This window comes from Eubacterium sp. BIOML-A2 (assembly GCF_009680135.1).
GTDB classification, from domain to species: domain Bacteria; phylum Bacillota; class Clostridia; order Lachnospirales; family Lachnospiraceae; genus Faecalicatena; species Faecalicatena contortus_B.
Genome location: NZ_WKZK01000128.1, coordinates 1 through 1,117, shown reverse-complemented (window position 1 = coordinate 1,117; position 1,117 = coordinate 1). Strand labels below are relative to the sequence as shown.

General features: G+C 34.6%; 1 protein-coding gene and 1 pseudogene. One reads left to right on the top strand and one right to left on the bottom strand.

Going from position 1 to position 1,117, the window contains the following annotated elements:
• Positions 1-205 (top strand): annotated as a pseudogene (locus tag GKG43_RS22800) (YdcF family protein); the annotation flags it as partial.
• A gap of 47 nt (positions 206-252) precedes the next feature.
• Here GKG43_RS22800 and GKG43_RS22795 read toward each other — a convergent pair.
• Positions 253-1,117: transposase (locus GKG43_RS22795; RefSeq protein ID WP_153188324.1), on the bottom strand; the 865-nt coding region annotated here is incomplete at its 5' end.

The following is a 1,117-nucleotide window of genomic DNA, read 5'->3' as shown; positions in this document are numbered from 1 at the left end:
CATTTTCCGTGCAGGACTCTTTGCGAAGCAAGCACAGTTAAAAGCCAATGGTATTGGTGCAAAAACAGCCTTTTATTATTTGCCGAATGCTTTTCTTAGAGAATATATCGCGATCTTGATGTTGCACAAAAAACGTCACATGATCGTATGTGGTACTATCTTTGGACTGACTGGATTGCTAGCTTTGATCACACTTATCGCCTAAAAAAAAGAAGTTGCGTTTCATGCAACTTCTCAGATTGTAGACAAACCTTATGTAAAAATGAGGTTTGTCTTTTTTATATGTATGTTTTCAATAATTAAAGAGAAATAGCTTTGTTTTTCTAAAGAAAAACACTCCTTTCTTGCTCTGCCTTTTTTGATTTTTACTAATTTTTTCATATTTAGGCAGGCAAAAGTAAGCCCAATTTTCATGTGCATTTTTTCAATTCCTATTTGATTCGTATAACGTAATCCGTGAAATTCTTTTGCTGTACCAAAAATTCGTTCAATTGTTTCTTTTCTTTTTCTGTATAGGTCTTTAAAATTTCTTTGGTGACGTATTTCCTCACATCGTTCGATTGCTTTCGCCCAAATATGTCTGGTGATTACTTTTGTATGATTTTTTGAATTTGTACAAGTAGATAGAACAGGACAATTTTTACATTCTTCTGGATTACTTTTGTATTCTAAATATCCTTTTCGATTCGTTGTCGAATAAGTGAGGATCTTATCATTAGGACAGATATAACAATCATAATATTCATCGTAGGCATAGTCGTTCTTCTTGAAATAACCCGCTTTCGTCATGGGTCGCTTATAAGGGAAAACAGGCGTCAGCTTCTCTTCGAGAAGTAATTGAGCGATTGCTGGCGTTTTATACCCAGCATCCATAATCAATTTATCTAAAGTAAAAGCTCCTTTGAGCTTTTTAAATAAAGAAATAAACGTACGACTATCATGTAAGTTTCCTGGGTGGGTCGTATAGCCTAGTATCCAGCCGTTTTTATCACATGCTACTTGTGCGCTATAAGCAAAAACTTCTTTATGCTCACCTTTATGAAACCAACCACTTTCGGGATCAGTCGTACTTGTTTTTTTCATAGCTATTTTAGTTTCTGCGTTTGTTTCTTTTATG